General features: G+C 72.0%; 19 protein-coding genes. 11 read left to right on the forward strand and 8 right to left on the reverse strand.

Translation table 11 applies throughout. From position 1 onward, the window contains the following. Window positions 1-14 precede the first annotated feature (14 nt). Window positions 15-353 (forward strand): hypothetical protein, encoded by a 339-nt coding sequence (locus ACZ7CH_RS18245; RefSeq protein ID WP_458429308.1) that lies wholly within the window; start codon window positions 15-17, stop codon window positions 351-353. After that, window positions 353-1264, forward strand: coding sequence for a glucosyl-3-phosphoglycerate synthase (locus ACZ7CH_RS18250; protein ID WP_470374384.1), 912 nt, complete (start codon window positions 353-355; stop codon window positions 1262-1264). The genes ACZ7CH_RS18245 and ACZ7CH_RS18250 overlap by 1 nt, the downstream gene beginning before the upstream one ends. Here the strand turns inward: ACZ7CH_RS18250 and ACZ7CH_RS18255 are convergent. The 4 genes from ACZ7CH_RS18255 to ACZ7CH_RS18270 are packed head-to-tail and all read right to left on the reverse strand — an operon-like array spanning window position 1196 to window position 5596. After that, window positions 1196-2497, reverse strand: a complete 1302-nt coding sequence (locus ACZ7CH_RS18255; RefSeq protein ID WP_470369401.1) for an ATP-binding cassette domain-containing protein — start codon at window positions 2495-2497, stop codon at window positions 1196-1198. The two genes, ACZ7CH_RS18250 and ACZ7CH_RS18255, sit on opposite strands and share 69 nt — an antisense overlap. Further along, complete coding sequence (locus ACZ7CH_RS18260) at window positions 2494-3843, reverse strand: ABC transporter ATP-binding protein/permease (RefSeq protein WP_470374385.1); 1350 nt, start codon at window positions 3841-3843, stop codon at window positions 2494-2496. The genes ACZ7CH_RS18255 and ACZ7CH_RS18260 overlap by 4 nt, the downstream gene beginning before the upstream one ends. Continuing rightward, window positions 3813-4436: a cytochrome d ubiquinol oxidase subunit II gene (locus ACZ7CH_RS18265; protein WP_470374386.1), complete on the reverse strand. Its 624-nt coding sequence runs from the start codon at window positions 4434-4436 to the stop codon at window positions 3813-3815. Before ACZ7CH_RS18265 ends, ACZ7CH_RS18260 begins: the two co-directional genes overlap by 31 nt. Next, the gene (locus ACZ7CH_RS18270) at window positions 4436-5596 is read right to left on the reverse strand and encodes a cytochrome ubiquinol oxidase subunit I (protein WP_470374387.1); all 1161 of its coding nucleotides are present in this window, start codon (window positions 5594-5596) and stop codon (window positions 4436-4438) included. Before ACZ7CH_RS18270 ends, ACZ7CH_RS18265 begins: the two co-directional genes overlap by 1 nt. Before the next feature lie 106 nt (window positions 5597-5702). Between ACZ7CH_RS18270 and ACZ7CH_RS18275 the strand changes: the two genes are divergently transcribed. The 4 genes from ACZ7CH_RS18275 to ACZ7CH_RS18290 are packed head-to-tail and all read left to right on the forward strand — an operon-like array spanning window position 5703 to window position 7552. Continuing rightward, window positions 5703-6041, forward strand: coding sequence for a PadR family transcriptional regulator (locus ACZ7CH_RS18275; RefSeq protein WP_360386180.1), 339 nt, complete (start codon window positions 5703-5705; stop codon window positions 6039-6041). Further along, window positions 6026-6718, forward strand: a complete 693-nt coding sequence (locus ACZ7CH_RS18280; RefSeq protein WP_470374388.1) for a permease prefix domain 1-containing protein — start codon at window positions 6026-6028, stop codon at window positions 6716-6718. Before ACZ7CH_RS18275 ends, ACZ7CH_RS18280 begins: the two co-directional genes overlap by 16 nt. Then, window positions 6715-7017, forward strand: a complete 303-nt coding sequence (locus tag ACZ7CH_RS18285) for a DivIVA domain-containing protein (RefSeq protein ID WP_360386186.1) — start codon at window positions 6715-6717, stop codon at window positions 7015-7017. Before ACZ7CH_RS18280 ends, ACZ7CH_RS18285 begins: the two co-directional genes overlap by 4 nt. Further along, on the forward strand, window positions 7004-7552 hold the full coding sequence (locus ACZ7CH_RS18290; RefSeq protein ID WP_470369396.1) for a DNA-3-methyladenine glycosylase I: 549 nt from the start codon (window positions 7004-7006) through the stop codon (window positions 7550-7552). The genes ACZ7CH_RS18285 and ACZ7CH_RS18290 overlap by 14 nt, the downstream gene beginning before the upstream one ends. Before the next feature lie 64 nt (window positions 7553-7616). On the opposite strand, the gene ACZ7CH_RS18295 is transcribed toward ACZ7CH_RS18290, so the two are convergent. After that, the gene (locus ACZ7CH_RS18295; protein ID WP_360386192.1) at window positions 7617-8402 is read right to left on the reverse strand and encodes an enoyl-CoA hydratase-related protein; all 786 of its coding nucleotides are present in this window, start codon (window positions 8400-8402) and stop codon (window positions 7617-7619) included. 12 nt (window positions 8403-8414) lie between these two features. Continuing rightward, window positions 8415-9212 (reverse strand): PaaX family transcriptional regulator, encoded by a 798-nt coding sequence (locus tag ACZ7CH_RS18300; protein ID WP_470369395.1) that lies wholly within the window; start codon window positions 9210-9212, stop codon window positions 8415-8417. Between the two features lie 208 nt (window positions 9213-9420). Here ACZ7CH_RS18300 and ACZ7CH_RS18305 point away from each other — a divergent pair, with 208 nt between their 5' ends. From ACZ7CH_RS18305 to ACZ7CH_RS18315, 3 genes are all read left to right on the forward strand, one after another. Further along, the gene (locus ACZ7CH_RS18305; protein ID WP_065914675.1) at window positions 9421-9588 is read left to right on the forward strand and encodes a DUF3117 domain-containing protein; all 168 of its coding nucleotides are present in this window, start codon (window positions 9421-9423) and stop codon (window positions 9586-9588) included. A 165-nt stretch (window positions 9589-9753) separates the two neighbouring features. Further along, complete coding sequence (locus ACZ7CH_RS18310) at window positions 9754-11172, forward strand: leucyl aminopeptidase family protein (RefSeq protein ID WP_470374389.1); 1419 nt, start codon at window positions 9754-9756, stop codon at window positions 11170-11172. A gap of 78 nt (window positions 11173-11250) precedes the next feature. Further along, the gene (locus tag ACZ7CH_RS18315; RefSeq protein WP_470369393.1) at window positions 11251-12849 is read left to right on the forward strand and encodes a hypothetical protein; all 1599 of its coding nucleotides are present in this window, start codon (window positions 11251-11253) and stop codon (window positions 12847-12849) included. Here the strand turns inward: ACZ7CH_RS18315 and ACZ7CH_RS18320 are convergent. Continuing rightward, window positions 12831-13724: a LysR family transcriptional regulator gene (locus tag ACZ7CH_RS18320; RefSeq protein ID WP_470374390.1), complete on the reverse strand. Its 894-nt coding sequence runs from the start codon at window positions 13722-13724 to the stop codon at window positions 12831-12833. The two genes, ACZ7CH_RS18315 and ACZ7CH_RS18320, sit on opposite strands and share 19 nt — an antisense overlap. Window positions 13725-13776: 52 nt before the next feature. Here ACZ7CH_RS18320 and ACZ7CH_RS18325 point away from each other — a divergent pair, with 52 nt between their 5' ends. Then, the gene (locus ACZ7CH_RS18325) at window positions 13777-15024 is read left to right on the forward strand and encodes an MFS transporter (RefSeq protein ID WP_470374391.1); all 1248 of its coding nucleotides are present in this window, start codon (window positions 13777-13779) and stop codon (window positions 15022-15024) included. 1328 nt (window positions 15025-16352) lie between these two features. Here ACZ7CH_RS18325 and glgA read toward each other — a convergent pair. Continuing rightward, on the reverse strand, window positions 16353-17504 hold the full coding sequence (gene glgA, locus ACZ7CH_RS18330) for a glycogen synthase (protein WP_360386206.1): 1152 nt from the start codon (window positions 17502-17504) through the stop codon (window positions 16353-16355). A gap of 88 nt (window positions 17505-17592) precedes the next feature. Between glgA and glgC the strand changes: the two genes are divergently transcribed. Continuing rightward, window positions 17593-18807: a glucose-1-phosphate adenylyltransferase gene (gene glgC / locus ACZ7CH_RS18335; RefSeq protein WP_360386208.1), complete on the forward strand. Its 1215-nt coding sequence runs from the start codon at window positions 17593-17595 to the stop codon at window positions 18805-18807. Window positions 18808-18827 lie beyond the last annotated feature (20 nt).

Here is an 18827-nt window from a genome sequence, read left to right on the forward strand (position 1 = left end):
TTACGCTGGGTGGCGTGAACCGATTCCGCGTCAGTGAGCTGCCGAAAGACCGGGTGCTGGTCGTTGCGCATCTGACCAGCGCGAATGCCTTGGAGCAGGCGGTCGCCGACGGTGCCGACGTCGTCGAGTTCGACGGCGAGCTGGAGCTGCCGCCGCTCACCGGGACGCTGGACGTCGTGACCGTCCCCGCGGGCGACGAGGACTTCACCCTGGCGGCCGCGACGGTGGCCGCGCTGTCCGGAGCACGCGCCGTGCGGGCGTCCGACGTGCGGCAGGCGAGGAAGGTCGTGGAGATGGTCGCGAGCGTGGCGGGCACCCGTCCGCCGGCCCGAGCGGTGCGGGCGCTGGCCTGATGCTGCCCTCCGTCGAAGCCTGGTTCGGCACGCACACCTGGCAGCAGCCCCCGTGGACGGTCGACGAGCTGGTGGCGTCGAAGCGCGGGCGCACGGTGTCCGTGGTGCTGCCGGCGCTGGACGAGGAGGAGACCGTCGGCGCCGTCGTCGCGGTCGTGCGGCCGTTGCTCGGCACGCTGGTCGACGAGCTGGTGGTGGTGGACTCCGGGTCGACCGACCGGACCGTCGCCGTGGCGGCGGAGGCCGGGGCGCGGGTGGTGCTGCGCGAGGACGTCGTGCCGTGGCTGGAACCGGTGCCCGGCAAGGGCGAGGTGCTGTGGCGCTCGCTCGCGGCGACCACCGGCGACCTCGTCGTCTTCCTGGACTCCGACCTCGTGGACCCGGAGACCGCGTTCGTCACGGCGTTGCTCGGGCCGTTGCTGCTCGACCCCGGCGTGCACCTGGTGAAGGGCTTCTACCGGCGGCCGCTGCGGCTGGAGAGCACCGGCGGCGGGCGCGTCACGGAGCTGGTGGCGCGGCCGTTGCTGAACACCCTGCGGCCGGAGCTGTCCGGTGTGGTGCAACCCCTCGGCGGCGAGTACGCGGCGACCCGCTCCTTCCTGGAGTCCGTGCCGTTCGCCGCCGGGTACGGCGTGGAGATCGGCCTGCTGCTGGACGTGCACCGCCTGCACGGGCTGGCCGGGCTGGCGCAGGTGAACCTGGGCGTGCGCAAGCACCGCAACCGGTCGCTGCTGCAGCTCGGCGTGATGTCCGCGCAGATCATGGGAACGGCGCTGGCCCGGTGCGGGGTGTCCGCGGACTCCGGGCCGTTGACGCAGTTCGTGCAGGTCGACGGCGAGTGGCTACCCGACTCGACCGACGTGGTCGTCGCGGACCGGCCCCCGATGGTGCACGTGGTCGAAGAGCGCTAGCTGCTCCTCGCGGTGCGTCACGACGAGCGCCGTTCCCCGGCAGTGGCCGAGCACCTTGCCGAGCACCCGGTCGGCCTGCTCGGGGTCGAGGCCCTCGGTCGGCTCGTCCAGCAGCAGCACCTCGGGTCGGGCGAGCACCGACCGGGCGAGCACGAGCCGTTGCCGCTGGCCGCCGGAGATCTCCTCACCGCGTTCGCCGACGACCCGGTCCCAGTCGAGGTCCAGCTCGGCGATCTCGGCGGCCCGGTCCAGTTCTTCTTGAGTGGCACCGGGTTTGGCCAGCAGGACGTTCGCGCGGACCGTGGTGTGGAAGACGTGGGCGTCGGCCAGCGCGCCCGCACTGGGTTCGAGCCGGCGCGCGACGGCGTTGAGCAGCGTGGTCTTGCCCGCCCCGCTCGGGCCGACGACCGCGGTCTTCCCCCGCAGTGCCGGCACGTCGGCGGGTTCTGCGGGCTCGGGTTCGCCGGTCGGTTCCGGGGCCGGCCTGCTCAGCGCGGCCAGCGGGACGGTGATCTCGAACGTCGCGATGGCGGCCATGACCAGCCACGCGGGTTCGTGCTGCGCCAGCACCAGCAGCGCCGCGCCGAACTGGACGGCGATGGCGAGCGGGGTCAGGTCGCGGGCGCGTTCCTCGCGGGACAACGTCTTCGCCGTCCGGGCCGCCACCGCGAACCGGGCGTCGTAGAGGCCGTGGGCGATCAGCTCCTCACGGCTGTGCACCAGTTCGGTGGTCTGCTCGGTGAGCAGGGCGCGCAACGGCGTCAGGTCCTCCGCCCGCCGCGTGGCGAGCCAGGGGAGCAGGCCGAGGTTCACCAGCAGACCGGCGACCAGCGGCACCGAGAAGCCGGAGACGACCACCACGACCACGCCGGCGAGGACGGCGGTGCACCACGGCAACGTCGTGCGGAGCCGGGCGTCGAGCTGCTGGTCGACGTTCGTGACGATCCGGGTGAGCGCGGTGCCGGACGGGACGTGCCGGCGCGCCACCAGGTCGTCGTAGACCCGGCCGCGCAGCTCGACGGCCTCGCCGAGCACGGCCCGGTGGCTCGTGAGGCGTTCGAGGTAGCGCAGTGCGCCCTTGGCCAGCGCGAGCGCCCTGACCGCGACGATCGCGACGGTCAGCGCGTGCACCGGCGGGTGCTCGGCGGCCCGCAGCACGAGCCACGTGGCGGTCGCGGTGAGGCCGACGCCGGCGAGCTCGGCGAGGGTGCCGACGACGATCGCGAGCCTCACACCGCCACCACCCTCGTGACCTCGGCGAGCAGCGCCGGCCGGTGCGCCACGACCACGGCGGTGCGGCCCCTGGTGAACTCCCTGACCGCTGCGAGCACGAGCGCCTCCGTCTCCGCGTCGAGGTGCGCGGTCGGTTCGTCCAGCAGGAACAGCCCGGCGTGGCGCCGGTCGAGCGCGGTGGCGAGCGCGACCCGTTGCTGCTCGCCGGAGGAGAGGTCCTTCGGCACGAGCGTGGGGCGTTGCGGCACCCACGACAGCGCGGCGAGCCATTGCGCGTGGTCGATCTCCGCGAGGTCGACACCACCGACCAGCACGCGGCCCTCGTCGGGTCGCACGAACCCCAGCAGCAGCCCCAGGACCGTGCTCTTGCCGGCGCCGCTCGGGCCGACCAGCGCGATCCGCTCGCCGGGGGAGATCCGCAGCGAGAAGTTCCGCAGGCTGCGCACGCTCACGCCGTCCAGCACGATCTCGGCGCGGGCGAGGTCCGGCGGCGCCACCCCGGTGTGCTCGGCGCGGACCGGGACCCGGTCCAGCACCGCACGGCCCTGCGCGCTGGCGTGGTACTGCGCACCGGCCGCGCGCAACGGCAGGAACGCCTCCGGCGCCAGGAAGAGCACGAGCAGCGCGGTGTGCAGCGGCACGCCGCCGCCGAGCAGCCGCAGCCCCACCGGCACGGCGACCAGCGCCACCGCCATCGTGGCCACCAGCTCCAGCACGAACGCCGACAGGAACGCGATCCGCAGCGCCGACATCGTCTCGGTCAGGTGCCGTGCGGCCAGTGCGCGGACGGTCGCCGACTGCGCCCGCGCCCGCCCGAACGCCCGCAGCGTGCCGATGCCCTTGACGACGTCCAGGAAGTGCCCGCCGAGCGTCGCCAGCGCGTCCCACTGCCGTGCGGTCCGCTCACGGGTGTGCGCGCCGACCAGTGCGCCGAAGACCGGGACCAACGGCAGCGTGACGAGGATCGTGAGCGCCGCCGCGAGGTCCGCGAACGCCAGCCGGACGACCACCGCCAGCGGCACCACGACGGCGAGGACCTGCTGCGGCAGGTACCCGGTCACGTACGGCGTCACGTCGTGCACGCCGCGCGTGACCAGCGTCGCGACCTCGCCGGCCCTGGTGCCGGGGTCGCGCAGGAACGCCTCCCGCAGCCGGGTGCGGGTGCGTTCGGCGGCCCGGTGCGCCCACTCCCGGTGCCCCCACCACACCAGCACCCGCGCGCCGACGACCAGGCACAGCAGGGCGTACCCGGTGCCGCCTGCCAGCACCGACGCGAGCAGCTCCGCCTGCGCCAGCACCAGGAACGGGACCGGGATCAGCGCGAGGAGATGGCGACGATCGACCACTGCACAACCACCACCAGCGGGATGACCGGGACCGCGACCCACGCGAGCAGGCCGAGCGTGTCGGCGTGCGCCATGAGCCCGGTCGTGTCGACACGGGTGAACGCGAGCGGGATCGGCAGCGCGCACAGCAGTGCCGTCACCGGGAACAGCCGCCGGTGGCCGCTCTGGAACACCCACCCGTGCACCGCGAACAGCACCGGCATCACCAGCGCGACAGGCCACGGCGCGTCGAGCAGGTGCGCCAGGAACAGCCCCCACCCCACCGACACCGCCAGCGCGCCGGTGAACACCAGCCACCACCACAACCGCAGCTGCACCGCGGCCATGAACAGCACCAGCCCGGCCAGCACGAGCGTGAACACGCTGTGCGCACCGGACAACAGCTCGCCCTCCAGCCGCGGGAACGCCGCGAACAGCACCCCGACCGCGGCGACCAGCCACACCTCGTTGCCGAGGAAGAACGGCGTCATCCTCTGCAGCACCTCGTCCCGGCGGCGGAACGGCAGCAGCAGTCCGCTGCCGTAGTCGAAGCCCGCCAACGCGAAGTAGCCGGCCGTCAGCGTGCCGAGGACCGTCAGCCACAGCGCTTCCATCAGAGCGTCACCACCAACGGCGAGACAGGGGCGGGCGTCGTGTCCGGACCGCGGCGGACCGCGCGTGCGATCAGCGTCCAGTCGACGACGGCCAGCACGGCGAACAGGGACGTGAAGACGATGAGGGACAACAGGACCTGCCCGGCGTCCACGTGCGACACCGCGTCCTCGGTCCGCAGCAGCCCCTGGACGAGCCAGGGTTGCCGGCCGACCTCGCGGAAGACCCACCCGAAGACCGCCGCCGCGAACGGCAGCGGGATGCCGACCACCATGAGGTGCAGCGGGAAGCGCAGGCGGATCACCGCGTCCCGCAGGAGCAGCGGCAGCGTGAGCCAGCTGACCGCCGTCAGGACCATCCCGATAATGATCATGAACCCGAGTGGCGCGCCGAGCCACTGCGCCGCGTCGGCCTTGCCCGGCTGGTACCGCGCGATGACCGGGAACTGCGCGAACCCGGCGCCGATCAGCGACGGCGTGGCCAGCGCGGTGCTCACCACGCCCAGCCGCAGCGACCGCCGGAAGAAGTCGGTCTCGGTGGTGCGCCGGAGGAAGTGGCAGGCCGACACGCCGGTCACGAACACGCCGCCGGTGGTGATCGACGCGAAGACGACGTGCATCAGCGCGCTGGTGAACGTCGGGTTGGTGAGCAGGGCCGGGAAGTCGTCCAGCCGCAGCACGTTCCCCTCGACCCGGTGGCCGACGGGGTGCTGCAGGAACCCGTTCGCCGCCATGATCCAGAACGCCGACGCGAACGCCGTGAGCGCCGTCAGCCAGAGCAGGCTCAGGTGCACCCACCGGTTGAGCCGGCCCCAGCCGAAGATCCACAGGCCGAGGAACGTCGACTCCAGGAAGAACGCGACGAGCGTCTCCAGCGCGAGCGGCGCCCCGAACACGTCGCCCGCGTAGGTCGCGAGCCCCGACCAGTTCAGGCCGAACTGGAACTCCATGACGATGCCCGTCACGATGCCCAGTGCGTAGTTGATGACGTAGACGCGGCCCCAGAACCGCGTCATCCGCTCGTGCACCGGGTTCCCGGTGACCGCGTACCGGGTCTGCATGACCACCAGCAGCGTCACGAGCCCGAGCGTGAGCAGCACGAACAGGAAGTGGAACGACGTCGTCAACGCGAACTGGAGGCGGGCGAGGTCTGCTGCGCTCATGAGTAGGGACGCTATATGTAGCGTGCCTACAGCAAGGCGGATCTCCTGCAACATCAGGGACATCTCAGGGCTCCCCGGAGGCGGCGCATCAGTAGAGTCGCTACTCATGAAGCCCGACGCGCTGCGTGGCCACCTGGACGCGTTGCTGCTGGCCACGCTCGACGGCGAGCAGCTGCACGGCTACGCGATCATCGAGGCGTTGCAGCAGCTCAGCGGTGGTGCGCTGGACCTGCCCACCGGCACGGTCTACCCCGCGCTGCGCAGGCTGGAGCGGGCGGGCCACGTGACGAGCGACTGGAGCACGGTCGGCGGGCGCAAGCGGCGGACCTACCGGCTCACCTCGGCCGGCCAGCGGGCGCTGAGCGCCGAACGCACCGCGTGGCGGGAGTTCACGACGGTCATCGACGGGGTGCTGGGAGGTGGTGGCGGGTGGGCCCGGACGTGATCGACCACCGCGTGATCGACCGGTACGTGACCGACCTCGGGTCCCGGCTGCGTGGCTCGAAGCGGCAGGTCCGCGACCTCCTCGCGGAGACCCGCGACAGCCTGTCCGACGCCACCGAGGCCCACGTCGAGAGCGGTCTCACCGAGCAGGAGGCGCAGCGGCGCGCCGTCGCGGAGTTCGGGCCGGTCAAGGAGATCGCGAACGAGTACCAGGCCGAACTGGCCGTCGCGTACGGCACGCGGACGCTCATCTGGCTCGCGATCGTGCTGCCGTTGCTGCACATGGCGTGGGAGTTCGTCCGGATGCTGCTCATCGGGCCGTGGCAGGACTTCGGGACGGTGCCGCCGCAGTGGTACCTGTTCATCGCCAAGGCGAACGACCTGGCCGGCGGTGTCGCGTCCGGGATCGCGCTGGTGGCCCTCGTGCTCGGCCGGGTCCTCGCGCGCACGTGCGACACGAGGCTGCTCGCCCGGCTCGGCGCGGGCGTGGCGCTGGGCGCGGTCGGCATGGTGCTCGCGGGCAACCTCGCGATCATCGCGGCCACCGCGCACCTCGACCCGGCGCGGCTGCTGCAGTCGGTGCCGATGAGCGTCGCCAGCCTCATCACCTGGACCGTGGTCGTCCGGCTCGGTCTGCTCGCTCGCCGCTGCCTGAGCTGTGCCACGATCGTCGCGTGACCAACGCCCTGATCTACCTGATCGTGATGGTGGCCGTCGCGGCAGTGGTGTTCCTGCTCGCGGCGTTGGTGTTCGGGCGCGGCGAGGAGCTCGCCCCGCTGCCGCCCGGCGCCTCGCCCACGCGGCTGCCGGCCGACGACATCACCGCGGAGGACGTCCGCGAGCTGAAGTTCCAGCAGGTGTTCCGCGGCTACAAGATGAGCGAGGTCGACTGGGCGTTGCAACGGCTCGCGACCGAGGTGGAGACGCTGCGGGCGCGCGTGCGGGAGCTGGAGCCGGAGAGCCATGAGCGAGCGTGAGCGTTGCCCGTGGGGCGGCTCCACGCCGGACTACGTCGACTACCACGACACCGAGTGGGGCGTCGAGCTGCACGGCACGAACGAGCTGTACGAGCGGATGTCGCTGGAGGCGTTCCAGTCCGGGCTGTCGTGGATCACGATCCTGCGCAAGCGGCCGGCGTTCCGCGCCGCGTTCGCCGGCTTCGACCCGGAGCTGGTCGCCGGTTTCGGACCGGCCGACGTCGAACGGCTGATGGCCGACGCCGGCATCGTCCGCAACCGGATGAAGATCGACGCGGTGGTCCACAACGCCCGCGTGATCACCGAGCAGGACCTCGACCTCGACGCGCTGCTGTGGTCGTTCGCGCCGCAGGACCACGTCCGCCCCGCCACGATCACCGACGTGCCCGCGATCACGCCCGAGTCCAAGGCGATGGCCAAGGAGCTCAAGCGCCGCGGCTTCAAGTTCCTCGGCCCCACCACGTGCTACGCGCTGATGCAGGCCACCGGCATGGTCGACGACCACATCGCGACCTGCTTCCGCGCCTCCTCCTGAGGGCATCTGCAAGTACCGCCAACTGCGAGTTGGTGGTACTTGCAGATGCCGGAACAAGCAGGGGTCAGCGGCCGGTGAACTTCGGGGCGCGCTTGGTCACGAACGCGTCCACGGCCTCGCGGTGGTCAGCGGTGGCGCCGCAGTCGGCCTGGGTGCGGCGCTCGGCCTCCAGCGCGTCCTCCAGCGTGCCGTCGGCGGCGGCCGCGAGGGCTTCCTTGATCTTCGCGTAGGCCGTCGTCGGGCCGGCGGCGAGCTTCGCGGCGAGCAGGTGCGCGGTGGAGAGCAGCTCGGCGTCCGGCACGACCTGGTTGACCATGCCGATCCGCAGCGCTTCCTCGGCACCGACCGGCTGCGCCAGCAGCATCATCTCCATCGCCCGGCCGTGCCCGATCAGCCGCGGCAACGTCCACGAGGCACCCGAGTCCGCGGTCAGCCCGACGTTCGCGAACGCCATCAGGAACTTCGCCGACGCGCCCGCGATCCGCAGGTCGGCCGCGTAGGCGAACGACGCGCCCGCGCCGGCCGCACTGCCGTTGACCGCCGCGATCACCGGCTTCGGCATGCCGATCAGCTCGCGCACGATCGGGTTGTAGTGCAGCTCCACGGTGTGCAGCGGCGCGGGGTCACCGGCCTGGAGCAACCCGATGTGCTCCTTGAGGTCCTGGCCCGCGCAGAACGCCCGGCCGGCGCCCGTGATCACCACCGCGCGCACCGAGGAGTCGGCAGCCGTCTCCTTCAACGCCTCCAGGAACGCCACCTTCAACGCGACGGTGAACGCGTTGAACGACTCCGGGCGGTTGAACGTGAACGTGCGCACTCCGTCAGCGTCGTCGACGAGGAGCTCGGACACTCGGGACCTCCATCAAGCAGTGGAAACGTTGCGGACCGGGCGCAGGCACTCGTCGACGAAGCGGCTCGTGCCCGGTGCCAGCCGCAGCGTCTGTTCGTCGAAGAACGACGCTGCCTCCCGGCCCGGCCAGTCCTGGGGCAACAGTTCAGCAGGAAGACCGGGATCGCGGAACAGGAACTTGCGCCACGCGTGCAGCAGCTGCTGGGAGGCGGCGAAGGCGGCCGCGTCGTCCGATTCGTCCACAACGGACACCACCGGTTGCCAGTGCGCGACGAACGCGGCGTAGTCGCGGCCCAGTCCGTCCAGGTCCCAGGCCCTCGCCGCGAGCTCGGCGTCCGCGCCGTCGTGTGAACCGTGAAAAGTTCGTGCGGGAACTTCTCCGGCGGCCAGCACGTCGGCCAGCTCCGGCGAAGGCCGGGGTGCGATCCACGTCACCGGGCCGAGGGCGCCGTAGCCCAGCAGCTGGAGCTCGGAGGCCAGGTGGTCGCGCGAGTCGCGGCCGGGCAGCTCCTCCAGGACCACGACGTGCCAGCGACCGTCCCAGGTGGACGGCCGGGTGCGGTAGATGCGGGCAGCGGCCTCGTCGAGCCGCCGTTCCCCGCGGGGTGTCATCGCGTAGCCGGGCCCGTCGGGCAGCCGCACGGGGTGCAGCCAGCCCTGCCGGACGGTGCGCGAGACCGCCGTGCGGACGGCGGGCGCGGCGAACCCCAGCGGCTCCAGCAGCCGGACGAGGGCGGCGATGGTGGCGGCACCACCGCGTTCGCGCAGGTGGCCGCCGTAGACGTCGAATAGCGCGGAACGGGCTCGCACCCTGTTGAGTCTGTCACGCCGCGCCGTGGAGTGCCGAAAGTGTTGCGCGGTCGTGAAACCGGGTACTGACCAGGGACAAGTGAAGATCCACAACTGTCACCCGGACTCGCCAAAAGATCGGTTCGGTTTCGCCCCTGAGTCGCGATAGGGGAGAATGGAGCAGATCCGGCCTGGCCGGACGGGGAAGAGTTGACGGAGGGAGCACGCGATGGCGGCCATGAAGCCCCGGACCGGCGACGGTCCCCTCGAGGTCACCAAGGAGGGACGCGGCATCGTCATGCGCGTGCCGCTCGAGGGTGGTGGGCGCCTCGTCGTCGAGATGTCGGCGGACGAGGCCAGCGCCTTGGGCGACGCGCTGAAGGCCGCCGCCGGCTGAGGCACCCGGCGAGAGAAGCACGTGAAGCCCCGGTTTCCACAGTGGAGACCGGGGCATCGCTTGTTGCAACCAGGGGCGGGGGCGAACGGCCGCGCCGCTGGGTGAGAATGAGCGGTCCCTGATGCACAACGAGAGGTCCAGGTCGTGGGGTCGACGGTTCCGGCAGTGCCAACCAAGCTCGTGGACGTCGAGGTGGCCGTGACGCCGCGGCGCAACGTGCCGGCGGTCGTGCTCGCGGGCACCGGTCCCGCGCTCGGTCCGGGTGGCGAGGGCATCGACACCGCCGACCTGACGGGCAAGGCCGGCGAGGCGGTCCGCCACCGGGCCACCGGCACGTGGACGCTCGGTGTGGGCACCGGAACGCTCAGCGACTACCGCACGGCCGGTGCGGCGCTCGTGCGCGCGTTGGGCGGTGACGACGCTCCCAAGACCGCCGACGTGCTGCTGACCGCCGACTTCGACGCCGACAAGGTGCGGGCGTTCGTGCTGGGCGCGGCGCTCGGCGGCTACCGCTTCAAGGTCACCGGCGAGGAGGCGCCTCGCCGGGTCGGCTCGCTCCGCCTGGTGACGCCCGACCAGGGCTTCGAGGAGGTCCTGACCTCCGCCGCGCTGAAGGCGCACGCGCTCGCGACGGCCACCGCGCTGACCCGCGACCTCGCGAACACGCCGTCCAACGTCAAGGACCCGCGCTGGCTCGCGACCACCGCGGCCAAGCTCGCCGACCGGGTGCCCGGCCTGTCCGCCGTCGTGCGCGACGAGAAGTGGCTGGCACAGCAGGGCTTCGGCGGCGTCCTCGCCGTGGGCGGCGGCTCGTCCCGCCCGCCGCGGCTGGTCGAGCTGACCTACGACGGCGGCACCGGCCCGCACCTGGTCTTCGTCGGCAAGGGCATCACGTTCGACACCGGCGGCATCTCCGTGAAGCCGGCCGACGGCATGCACCTCATGCGCACCGACATGGCCGGTGGCGCCGCGGTGATCTCCGCGCTGCTGGCCGTGGCCCGGCGCGGGTTGCCGATCAGGGTCACCGGCCTCGTGCCGTGCGCCGAGAACCACGTCTCCGGCTCGGCGTACCGGCCGGGCGACGTCGTGCGGCACTACGGCGGCGCCACCACCGAGGTGCAGAACACCGACGCCGAGGGCCGCATGGTGCTCGCCGACGCGATGGCGTACGCGGTGAAGACGCTCAAGCCGGACCTCGTCGTGGACGTGGCGACGCTGACCGGTGCCATGAAGGTGTCGCTCGGCCTGCGCACGGGCGGCCTGTTCACCGCTGACGACACGCTGGCCCGCACCGTGGTGGACGCGGGTGCGCGGGTGGGGGAGAAGTGGTGGCGGATGCCGCTGCTGGAGGAGCACGTCGAGGCCGTGACCAGCGAGATCGCCGACTACCGGCAGTGCCCGCCCGGTCCCGGCGGCATCACCGCGGCGCTGTTCCTGCAGAAGTTCGCGGGCGACGTGCTGTGGGCGCACCTCGACATCGCGGGTCCGGCGCGGTCGGAGAAGGTCTACGAGGAGGTCGTCGCGGGTGCCACGGGCTTCGGTGCGCGGACCCTCGTCGAAGTTGCTGAACATTTTTCGCGTTAGTAGCCGATCGGCCCGTTCGAGACGGCGGTGCCTCACGGCATGATGTGAGCTCCTTCACAACGCCGTAGAGGAGCGCTCGTGTTACTCCGCCTGGCACTCGCCGTCTCGTTGCTCCTGACCGCGCTGACCCCCGCCGTGGCGAGCACGCCGTGGTGGGAGCCGGTGGCCCGGCCCGCGCAGGACTCGCAGATCGGGGTGACCGGCGAGCCGTTCCGCGGGACCGACGGCCAGGGCCGGGTGCGCGGCCTCGTCGACGCGCACAACCACCTGATGACCAGCGAGGCGTTCGGCGGCCGGCTGATCTGCGGCGCGCCGTTCGCCGAGGGTGGCGCGCCGGAGGCGTTGCGGGACTGCCCCGAGCACCACCCCGCCGGGCTCGGCGCGATCTTCGAGGCCGTGGTGACCTCGGACCTCGACGGCCACGACCCGGTGGGCTGGCCGACGTTCCGCGACTGGCCGTCGTACACGACCGTCTCGCACCAGCAGAACTACTACGCCTGGCTGGAGCGGGCGTGGCGCGGCGGCCAGCGAATCCTGGTGACGGACCTGACCAGCAACGCCGAGCTGTGCGTGATCTACCCGTTCAAGGACCGGCCGTGCGACGAGATGACGTCGGTGCGGCTGCAGGCCAAGCGCACGTACGAGCTGCAGGACCACGTCGACCGGATGTTCGGCGGCCCCGGCAAGGGCTGGTTCCGGATCGTGACGACGTCCGAGCAGGCGCGGTCGGTCGTGGAGCAGGGCAAGCTCGCCGTCGTCCTCGGCATCGAGACCTCGGAGCTGTTCGGCTGCCGCCAGCTCCTGGACCTCCCGCTGTGCGGCCGGGGTGACATCGACCGCGGTCTCGACGAGGTCTACGCGCTCGGCGTGCGCAGCGCGTTCCTGTGCCACAAGTTCGACAACGCCCTGTGCGGCGTCCGCTTCGACTCCGGCGTGCAGGGCGGCGTGCTCAACGCCGGCCAGTTCCTGCGCACCGGCACGTGGTGGCAGACCGAGCGGTGCAGGGGCCCGCAGCAGGACAACCCCATCGGCTTCGCCGGCCCGAACGCCCTGATCCCCGCCACCGTCGTCGCCCCGGCGTACGACCCGGACCGGCGCTGCAACGTGCGCGGCCTGACCGCGCTGGGCGAGTACGCGGTGCAGGGCATGATGCGCAGGCACATGATGATCGAGGTCGACCACATGAGCGTGAAGGCCGCCGGCCGCACGCTGGAGCTGGCCGCCGCCGCGCGCTACCCCGGTGTCCTGTCCAGCCACGGCTGGATGGACGCGCAGTGGACCGAGCAGGTCTACCGGCTCGGCGGGTTCATCGCCGGCTACGAGAACGACCCCGACAGCTACGTCGCCCAGGCCGCCGCCACCGAAGCCCTGCGCCGCAGGTACGACGTGGGTCTCGGCTTCGGCTCCGACTTCAACGGCGTCGGCTCCCACCCGGCCCCGCGCACCGGCGTGACCTACCCGTTCCGCAGCTACCCGGACGGCCCGCTGGTGGACCGGCAGCGCACCGGCGAACGCGTGTGGGACGTCAACACCGACGGCGGCGCGCACATCGGGCTGCTGCCGGACTGGGTCGAGCAGGTGCGGCAGCTCGGCGGCGACCAGGTCGTGGCGGACCTGCTGGGCGGGGCGGAGTCGTACCTGCGCACGTGGTCGGGGACTCAGCGCTGGACCTCGTGAGTGCGCAGGGCGTGCTCGCGGAACGCCCTGACCGCCGGTGGCAGCGGCTGGTCCGTCAGCCACGACAACCCGAACACCCGGCTCGACCGCGGCGTCAGCGGCAGCTCCCGCACGCCTGCCGGTGGCGTGAACTCGGGGTGGGGCAGCAACGCCACCCCGAGTCCCGCCGCCACCAGCCCGCGCACGGTCTCGGTCTCCTGCCCCTCGAAGGCGATGCGCGGCGTGAACCCGGCCGCCGCGCACAGGTCGTCGGTGATCTGCCGCAGCCCGTAGCCGTGCTCCAGGACGATGAAGTCCTCGTCCCGCAGGTCCGTCAGCCGCACCGCCCCGCGCGTGGCCAGCCGGTGCGCGGCGGGCACGACGACGATCAGTTCCTGCTCGAACAGCACCACCGAGGAGAACTCGGGGCCGGACGGCGGCGGGGCGACCAGCGCGAGGTCGATCTCGCCGGAGACGAGCTTGTCCACCACGCCCTGACGCGCGTCCTGGACCAGGCCGAACCGCACGTGCGGGTGCTCGGCGCGGAAGCCGCGGACCAGCTCCGGCACCACCGAGCGGCCGAGCATGTGCAGGAACCCGAGCACCACGCGGCCCTTCTCCGGGTCGAGCTCCTCCTCGACCTCGCGCAGACCCGTCTCCAGCGCGGCCAGCGACCGGGTGGCGGCGTCGGCGAGCAGGCGGCCCGCGCGGGTCAGGCGGACGCGGCGGCCGGACCTGACCACCACCGGAGCACCCAGTGCGTCGCCCAGCTCGGCGAGCCAGCGGCTGACCGTGGGCTGCGGCAGGCCGAGGCGCTCCGCGGCACGGGTCACGTGCTCGTCGGCGGCAAGCGCTTTCAGCACGGCCAGCTTCGGAGCCAGCTCCAATTCGTCCACGGATTGATTCTGACGCATTTCCGTATTGGACGGATGCTTTAGCGTCGGAAGCATGACCAGGCTGACCGCGTCCATCGCCGCGTCCGGACTCGCGAGCTTCGCGCTGCTGTACGCGCCGCAGCCGCTGCTGCCGCTGATCGCGGACGAGTACGGCCTCGGGCCGGGCGGTGCGTCGCTGGCGATCTCGGCGTCCACGCTGGCGCTCGCGCTGGTGGTCGTGCCGGTCGCGGCGCTGTCCGAACGGATCGGGCGGCGGCCGGTGATCGTCGCGAGCGTGCTGCTGGCCGGGCTGGTCGGGCTCGCGCTGCCGTTCGCGCCGAACTACGACGTGTTCCTGGTGCTGCGCGTGCTGCAGGGCGCGGCGGTGGCCGGGGTGCCCGCCGCGGCCATGGCGTACCTGGCCGACGAGCTCGACGGCGGCGGCGGCCTCGGCGCGGCGATGGGCGCGATGATCGCGGGCAACAGCGCGGGCGGCATGCTCGGCCGGCTCGCGTCCGGACTGACCGCGGACTGGCTGGGGTGGCGCGGCTCGCTGCTGGCGGCGGGGGTGTTCGGGCTGGTGGCGGCGGCCGTGGTGGTGTTCTTCCTGCCGCCGGCGCGCACCCGGCCGAAGCGGGCGCCACGGGCGTTGAAGGCAGCGCTGCGGGACCCGGTGCTGCTGTCGCTCTACGCGGTGTCGGTGCTGCTGGTCGGGTCGTTCATCTCGTTCTACAACGTCGTCGGCTTCCAGCTCGGCGGGCCGACGTGGCTCGAGTCGCTGGTCTTCCTCTTCTACGGCGTCGGCAGCGTGGCGTCGGCGTTCGCGGGCCGGTTCTCCGACCGGTTCGGCCGCGGCCGGGTGCTGCTCGCGTGCATCGGGGTCCTCGCGCTGGGCGCGCTCGCGAGCCTGGTGTGGGTGCCGCTCGGGCTGGCGGTCGTCACCGGCGGGTTCTTCGCCGCGCACGCCACGGCCAGCGCCTGGGTCGGTGCGCGCGCTCCGGAACACGCCCGCGGCCAGGCGTCCGGGCTGTACCTGCTCGGCTTCTACGTGGGCAGCAGCGTCGGCGGAACGGCGGGCAGCACGGCGTTCGGCGAGTGGGGCTGGGGCGGGCTGGTCGCCGTGGTCGTGGGCTGGCTGGCGCTCGCCGCGATGCTCGCTCAGAACTCCAGCGCGAGCGTGAGGCGCGCGTCGACCGGCACCAGCGCGACCTTGCCGAGCCGGGGCAGGTCGGGGTTGCCGTCGACCAGCCCCACCGAGACCGAGCGGGTGTCCGCCGGGATCTCCACCACGACCGCGAACGGCAGCGGGCCGCCGTCGTAGCGGGCACCGACCTGCGGTGCCGCCGAACCGTCCGGCAGGGTCACCGTGACCAGGTCCTTCGTCAGCAGGCCGCCCGCGGTGTCCGGCACGTCACCGGTGGCCTCCAGCCGGACCTCCAGCAGCGCCTTGTCGGGCGCGGAGGCCGTGGCGACGTCGTACTGGCTCGGACCGAGCTTCACCGGACGCTGTCGGCCGAGCTTGACGCCGGTGACCTTCATGCCCATGGCGTTGCCGCCGAGCCGGAACTTCTGCGTCTGCTCGGCGAACTGCGCCGGACCGGCCGCGCGCAGCAGCACGGCGGGCGGGTTCTCGGCGCGCTTGCCGGACGGGACCTCGACCCGCTGCTCCAGCGACTTGGCGCCGAGCGTGCCCAGCGCGAGCGTCTCGGTGCCAGCCTGCGGGTCGGGCACGGTGTAGACGACGAACACCGAACCGTTGGCCGGCAGGCGGTCCTGCGGCAGCACCTGGCGCTTGCCGGGCAGCTCCAGCGCGAGCTCGGAGGGCTGCGGGGCGAAGCCCTGCCAGTTGGTGCGCAGGTAGCCGCTGTCGGTCTCGTTGAGCTTCTCGACCTTCATCCGCAGCACGCGCAGCCGGGAACCCGGCTCTGCGCGCACGGTGCCGTCGGAGGTGTGCCACAGGTCCGGGTTCGCCCAGCCGGTCACGGCCGTGGAGAGCAGGTCGTCGCGCACCCGCACGTCGACGTTGCCGAGCCCGAGGTCGGAGTTCGACCGCTTGCCGTCGTCGGGCAGCACGGCGAGGAAGTCCCTGCCCGCGGTCAGGTCCTGCTGCTTGGCCGGGTCGAACTGCTTGCCGTCGGTGCGGATCAGCGTGCCCACCGGGGAACTGCGGTTGCCGCTCTCGGGCACCTGCGGCGACTGGACCTCGAAGCGGACCTCGTCGTCGGTCTTGCCGACCTCCTTGAGCGGCACGGGCACCCAGTCGGTCGAGGCGCCGGTGCCGGGCACCTGCACCGGGCCGCACCACAGCCGCCGGTCCACCTCGGAGTCGACGCCGGTCTTGGCGAACCAGCAGCTGACCGCCGCGGCACCCGCCCGTGCCACGTAGCCGTACTCCAGCGTGAACGAGATCTGCGCCTCGGCCTCCGACTGCAGGTCGGAGGCGCCGGCGAGCTTCTTGCCGTCGACCGTGAGCGTGGGAGCGGGCGGGGCCGCCTTCGGTGCTGACGCACATCCGGCCGCCGCCAGGACGACCGCCAGACCCAGCACCGCACAACGCACAGTCCTCGCGCCCCTCACCAGTTGGAACCAAAAGTCACTACTGGTTAAAGGCGGCGTTCACACTTCAGGGTTGCCCCGGACGTGTGTGGCTCAAATCACACTGCGGTAGACCTCGACCGTCTGCTCCGCCATCGCGGCCCAGGAGAATTCCTGCTCAGCCCGCTTGCGACCGGCCGCGCCGAACCTCTTGGCCCGCTCCGGGTCGGCGATGAGTGAGTTGATCGCCTCACTCAACTGCAATCGATAGGTCGACGGGTCGTGCTCGTCGTAGTGAACCAGGAGCCCGGTCTCACCGTCCGCGACGACCTCGGGGATGCCGCCGACGTCGGAGGCCACGACCGCCGTGCCGCACGCCATCGCCTCCAGGTTCACGATGCCGAGCGGCTCGTAGACCGACGGGCACACGAACACCGTCGCGTGGCTGAGGATCTGCCGGACCTCCGCGGGCTGCAGCATCTTCTGGATCCAGAACACGCCCTCGCGCGCCGCCGCGAGCTCGCTCACCGCGAGCCGGGTCTCCTCGGCGATCTCCGGGGTGTCCGGCGCGCCCGCGCACAGCACGATCTGCGCCTCCGGCGAGATCTGGTGCGCAGCGGCGACGAGGTGCCCGACGCCCTTCTGCCGGGTGATCCTCCCCACGAAAGCGACGATCGGCTTCGTGGGATCGATCCCACGGGACGTCAGGGCGTCCGTCTCGGCGACCGGGTGGTAGGCGACGGAGTCGATCCCGTTGCGGACGACGTGGACCTTCGCGGGGTCCAGCGCCGGGTAGGCGTCCAGGACGTCCGCGCGCATGCCCTCGCTCACCGCGATGACCGCGTCGGCGTGCTCGTAGGCGGTGCGTTCCGCCCACGACGAGATCCGGTACCCGCCGCCGAGCTGTTCGGCCTTCCACGGCCGGCGCGGCTCCAGCGAATGCGCGGTCACCACGTGCGGCACCCCGTGCAGCAGCTTCGCGAGGTGGCCGCCCATGTTGGCGTACCAGGTGTGCGAGTGCACGAGGTTCGCCGTGGACACCGCCGCCGCCATTTCGAGGTCGACGGCAAGTGTGGTCAACGCCGCGTTTGCGTGCTCCAAAGAATGGGGAGGGTTGTGCGCCGTGGCGTCTCCCCTGGGCGCCCCGAAACAATGCACGTCGACATCGACCAGCTCTCTGAGGTGCGGCACGAGGAATCCCACGTGCACACCAGCGCCGCCGTAGACCTCCGGCGGGTACTCCCGCGTCATGAGCGCAACTCGCACGCACCCACCGTAGATCACAGCGCGACACGGTGGGACGAACTGCTTTGCGTCTGGTTCGCGGACGATCGCCCGGATAGGGTCACGTGTTGTGAAGGGGCAGCCGCACGTCCTCGGAATTGTGCTTGCCGGTGGTGAAGGCAAGCGCCTGTGGCCACTGACGGCAGACCGCGCGAAACCGGCCGTGCCCTTCGGGGGCAACTACCGGCTGGTCGACTTCGTGCTGTCGAACCTGGTCAACGCCGGGCTCGCGAAGCTCTGCGTGCTGACGCAGTACAAGTCGCACTCACTGGACCGCCACATCTCGACGACGTGGCGCCTGTCCAATGTGCTCGGTCAGTACGTGACGCCGGTCCCGGCCCAGCAACGCCTGGGCCCGCGCTGGTACACCGGCTCGGCCGACGCGATCTTCCAGTCGCTGAACCTCGTCCACGACGAGAAGCCGGACCACGTCGTGATCTTCGGCGCGGACCACGTGTACCGGATGGACCCCGGCCAGATGATCTCGCAGCACGTCGAGTCGGGTGCCGCGGTGACCGTCGCCGGCATCCGCGTGCCGCGGACCGAGGCCAAGGCGTTCGGCTGCATCGACTCCGACGCCTCCGGCAAGATCACCCGCTTCCTGGAGAAGCCGTCGGAGCCGCCGCACGTGCCGGACGACCCGGACGTGACGTTCGCGTCGATGGGCAACTACGTCTTCACGACCGAGGCGCTGCTCGACGCGCTGCGCGGGGACGCGTTGAACCCGGACTCCGACCACGACATGGGCGGCGACATCATCCCGATGCTCGTCGACCGCGGCAAAGCGCACGTCTACGACTTCCAGGACAACGAGGTGCCCGGCGCAACGGACCGCGACCGCGGCTACTGGCGCGACGTGGGAACGATCGACGCCTACTACGACGCCCACATGGACCTGGTCTCCGTCCACCCGATCTTCAACCTCTACAACCAGCTGTGGCCCATCCGCACGGCGACGCCGCCGCTGCCGCCGGCCAAGTTCATCGCGGGAGGGTCCGCTGAGGACTCGATGGTCGGCCCCGGCGCGATCATCTCCGGCAAGATCCACGGCTCGGTGATCTCGTCGGACGTGGTGGTCGAGGTCGGCTCGGTCGTGCAGGGCTCGGTGCTGCTGCCGGGCGTGCGGATCGGCAAGGGCGCGGTGGTCCGGCGGGCGATCCTGGACAAGAACGTCGTGGTGCCCGACGGTGCGCTGATCGGCGTGGACGCCCCGATGGACCGTGAGCGCTACACCGTCTCAGCAGGCGGCGTCACAGTCCTAGGCAAGGGCGTCCGCGCCTACTAGCCCCCGTACCCCCTCTTCTC

The sequence above is a fragment of the Lentzea sp. NPDC037011 genome (assembly GCF_055607425.1).

Bases quoted from the DNA above. Each gene is read 5' to 3' on its own strand.
- ACZ7CH_RS18250 (WP_470374384.1), top strand. From the start codon at position 353: ATGCTGCCCTCCGTCGAAGCCTGGTTCGGCACGCACACCTGGCAGCAG.
- ACZ7CH_RS18290 (WP_470369396.1), top strand. From the start codon at position 7,004: ATGAGCGAGCGTGAGCGTTGCCCGTGGGGCGGCTCCACGCCGGACTAC.
- ACZ7CH_RS18270 (WP_470374387.1), bottom strand. From the start codon at position 5,596: ATGAGCGCAGCAGACCTCGCCCGCCTCCAGTTCGCGTTGACGACGTCG.
- ACZ7CH_RS18325 (WP_470374391.1), top strand. From the start codon at position 13,777: ATGACCAGGCTGACCGCGTCCATCGCCGCGTCCGGACTCGCGAGCTTC.
- ACZ7CH_RS18275 (WP_360386180.1), top strand. From the start codon at position 5,703: ATGAAGCCCGACGCGCTGCGTGGCCACCTGGACGCGTTGCTGCTGGCC.
- ACZ7CH_RS18265 (WP_470374386.1), bottom strand. From the start codon at position 4,436: ATGGAAGCGCTGTGGCTGACGGTCCTCGGCACGCTGACGGCCGGCTAC.
- ACZ7CH_RS18305 (WP_065914675.1), top strand. From the start codon at position 9,421: ATGGCGGCCATGAAGCCCCGGACCGGCGACGGTCCCCTCGAGGTCACC.